Genomic DNA, 3,486 nt, shown 5'->3' with positions numbered 1-3,486 from the left:
AAAGGCATCTGTTGCGTTCACACCCCGGCGAGCCGCACACCTACCTGCGAATCCGGGTCTGACCGCCGTACGACGAGGGGCGGCCACCGTCGTGGCCGGCCCCTCGCCGTACGTCAGATCCCGGGCAGGTCCAGCATCCGCTGCAGCGCCACCTGAGCCCACTTCTGGGTCTCGGGGTCGACCACGATCTGGTTCACGACGTTGCCGGCGACGAGGTTCTCCAGGGCCCACACGAGGTGCGGCAGGTCGATCCGGTTCATCGTGGAGCAGAAGCACACGGTCTTGTCGAGGAAGACGATGCTCTTGTCCGGGTGCTCCTCGGCGAGCCGGTTCACCAGGTTCAGCTCCGTGCCGATCGCCCACGACGAGCCGGCCGGGGCGGCCTGGATGGTCTTGATGATGAACTCCGTGGAGCCGACCAGGTCCGCGCGGGTGACCACCTCGTGCGAGCACTCGGGGTGGACCAGGATGTTGATGTCCGGGACAGTCGCCCGCAGCTCGTCGACGACGGCGGGGGAGAACCGCCCGTGCACCGAGCAGTGTCCCTTCCAGAGCAGGATCTTCGCGGCCCGGATCTCTTCGACGGTGAGGCCGCCGTTGGGGCGGTGCGGATCCCACACGGCACAGTCGGACAGCTCGAGGCCGAGCTTGAGCACCGCGGTGTTGCGGCCGAGGTGCTGGTCGGGCAGGAACAGCACCTTGGTGTCCGCGCCGTGCTGGTCGAAGGCCCAGCGCAACGCCACCTCGGCGTTGCTCGACGTGCACACCGCGCCGCCGTTGCGGCCGCAGAACGCCTTGATGTCGGCCGAGGAGTTCATGTAGGTGACCGGGACGACCGAGTCGGCCACGCCGGCGTCGGTGAGCGCGTCCCAGGCGTCCTCGACCTGCGCGAGCCGGGCCATGTCGGCCATCGAGCAGCCCGCGGCGAGGTCGGGCAGGACCACCTTCTGGTGCTCGCCGGTGAGGATGTCGGCGGACTCGGCCATGAAGTGGACGCCGCAGAAGACGACGTACTCCGCCTCAGGGCGTGCCGCGGCCTCCCGCGCGAGCTTGAACGAGTCGCCGGTCACGTCGGCGAACTGGATCACCTCGTCGCGCTGGTAGTGGTGGCCGAGCACGAAGACGCGCTCGCCGAGCGTCTCCTTGGCGGCCCGGGCGCGCTCGACCAGGCCGGGGTCGGAGGCAGGGGGGAGGGATCCGGGGCACTCGACGCCGCGCTCGGCGTTCGGGTCGGAGCCGTGGCCGAGGAAGAGCAGGGGCAGATGAGTTGTCGTCACAACGACAGTATTTCAGAGAACGAGTCCGAGTCGTTAGGTCCGGCCGGCCCGCGGATTCAGGACGACCGGTCCGCTAGACCACTTCGGGACCGCTCACAGGAAGTGGCCGCTCGGCAGGTACGGCATCGGCGGCTTGAGGTGCCGCACCGCCAGGTAGCCGGAGGTGCGCAGCTCCAGCCGGGCGGCCAGGCCGACGTCGACGGCCCACTCGTTGGTCGCGGTCACGTGCGCGACCCGGCAGGGCTTCTCGCTCCCGGCGGCCGCGAGCGACTCCCACAGCAGGTCCGAGGCGGTGCGACGGTTGGTCGCCGCGAGCAGGTAGGGGCCACCATCGGGCTGCACATAGGCGTAGCCGGAGCCGGTCGACCGGTCGACGACCACCAGCCGGTACAGCGTGGTGAGCAGCTCGTGGTCCACGCCGTGCGCCGCCTCGCGCACCCGGCGGTCGACGGAGTCCATCAGGTCGATGTCGCTCGCCGTGCCCTCGCGGACCCGCTCGACGACCGGGAGCACCGACCGGTCCACGGTCCCGGTCAGCTCCATCGTCGGGTGCAGCGTGAAGCCGGCCGACCGGTACATCCGAGCCGCCCTCGGGTCGTCGGAGACGCTGATCATCCCGCGCAGGCAGCCCGCGCCGTAGCTCAACGCCGCCTCGAGCAGCTGCCGCCCGACGCCGCGCCCCTGGAGGCCGGGGCGAACGACGAACGTGGCGAGCACCCACATCAGCTCTCGCTTCAGCGACGCGGCGGCCCCGACGAGGCCCGAGGAGTCCTCGGCCACCCAGCACCCGGCCGAGTCGTGCCGGAGCACGTGCTCGAGGCGGCGTGCCCAGGTCGCGGACTCGCCGTCGGTCCGAGGACGCGGCAGCGGCCGGCCGGGGGAGTGGGTGCGGACGTCGAGCTCGTAGAACCCCTCGTCGGTGAGCCGTTCCACCGCGCTCACGTCGGACAGCCGCATCGGCCGCACCACGACGTTCGGGGAGCCGGTCACCGGGCCAACCTACCGGCCGTCGGGCCGGGGAACGGGCACGGCACGATAGGGGTCATGCGCGTCGTGATCGCCCCGGACAAGTTCGCAGGCACCCTCAGCGCGGTCGAGGCCGCCGAGGCGATCGCGGAGGGGTGGCTTCGGCGGGCACCGCACGACGAGCTGCGGGTCGTCCCGATGGCCGACGGCGGGCCGGGCTTCGTCGACGTGCTCCACGCCTCGCTCGGTGGCGAGCTGCTCGCGCTGAACGTCACCGGGCCGTACGGCGAACCGGTGCCCGCCGCGGTGCTCGTGGTCGCGGGCACCGCCTACATCGAGAGCGCACAGGCCTGCGGGCTGCACCTGACGCCGCCGGAGGCACGGGACGCCGAGCGCGCCACCACTCGTGGGGTCGGTGAGCTGGTCGCAGCCGCGGCGGACGCGGGCGCCACCCGGATCGTCGTGGGGCTCGGTGGGTCGGCCACCAACGACGGCGGAGCCGGCCTGCTCGCCGCCCTCGGCGCCACGTCGGTGCCCGCCGGCGCCCTCGAGCACGGGCCGCAGGGGCTCGCGAAGCTGGAGAGCGTGGACCTGTCCGCGGCACGGGCCCGCGTCGAGGGGGTCACCCTGGTCGCGGCCACCGACGTGGACAACCCGCTGCTCGGCCTGATCGGCGCGACGAACGTCTACGGGCCGCAGAAGGGCATCGACCAGGTCCGGCTGCTGATCGTCGATGCGCAGGTGGAGCGGCTGGCCGCGGCCACCGACAAGAAGGTGGCGCTGGCCAAGGGGGCCGGGGCGGCCGGCGGTCTGGGGTTCGCGCTGCTGCTGCTCGGCGCGACCCGCGAGCCGGGGATCGACCTGGTCGCCGCGGCCGTCGGCCTGGAGCAGAAGGCGGGCGCTGCCGACCTGGTGATCACCGGCGAGGGCGCCTTCGACTTCCAGTCGCGGTCGGGAAAGGTGCCCTACGGCGTCGCCGCGGTGGCCAACCGGGTGCTGGTCCCGTGCGTCGCGCTGGCCGGGAAGGTCCTGGTGGGGTCCCGCGAGATGCGGGCGCTCGGCATCGAGTCGGCCTACTCCGTCGTCGACCTCGTGGGAGAGGACGCGTCGTTCGCCGACCCCGCCGGCAGCCTCGCGACCCTGGCCGAGCGCGTCGCCCGCACGTGGTCCCACTGACCCCTGATCCACCGGTGTTGATTTCGTGAGCGGCGATTCGGTGGTTCGCGGTAGGCCTTGGGTAATG

General features: G+C 72.2%; 3 protein-coding genes. 1 reads left to right on the top strand and 2 read right to left on the bottom strand.

Annotated features, from left to right (window positions below; all coding sequences use genetic code 11):
- Positions 1-113: 113 nt before the first annotated feature.
- Together nadA and ACYVIH_RS15190 are read right to left on the bottom strand one after the other, a co-directional pair.
- On the bottom strand, positions 114-1,277 hold the full coding sequence (gene nadA, locus ACYVIH_RS15195; RefSeq protein WP_460870311.1) for a quinolinate synthase NadA: 1,164 nt from the start codon (positions 1,275-1,277) through the stop codon (positions 114-116).
- A gap of 93 nt (positions 1,278-1,370) precedes the next feature.
- Positions 1,371-2,267: a GNAT family N-acetyltransferase gene (locus tag ACYVIH_RS15190; protein WP_460870310.1), complete on the bottom strand. Its 897-nt coding sequence runs from the start codon at positions 2,265-2,267 to the stop codon at positions 1,371-1,373.
- A 54-nt stretch (positions 2,268-2,321) separates the two neighbouring features.
- Between ACYVIH_RS15190 and ACYVIH_RS15185 the strand changes: the two genes are divergently transcribed.
- The gene (locus ACYVIH_RS15185) at positions 2,322-3,419 is read left to right on the top strand and encodes a glycerate kinase family protein (protein ID WP_460870309.1); all 1,098 of its coding nucleotides are present in this window, start codon (positions 2,322-2,324) and stop codon (positions 3,417-3,419) included.
- Positions 3,420-3,486 lie beyond the last annotated feature (67 nt).

This window comes from Nocardioides pakistanensis, from assembly GCF_054781215.1.
This window is presented reverse-complemented; position numbering and strand designations above follow the sequence as displayed.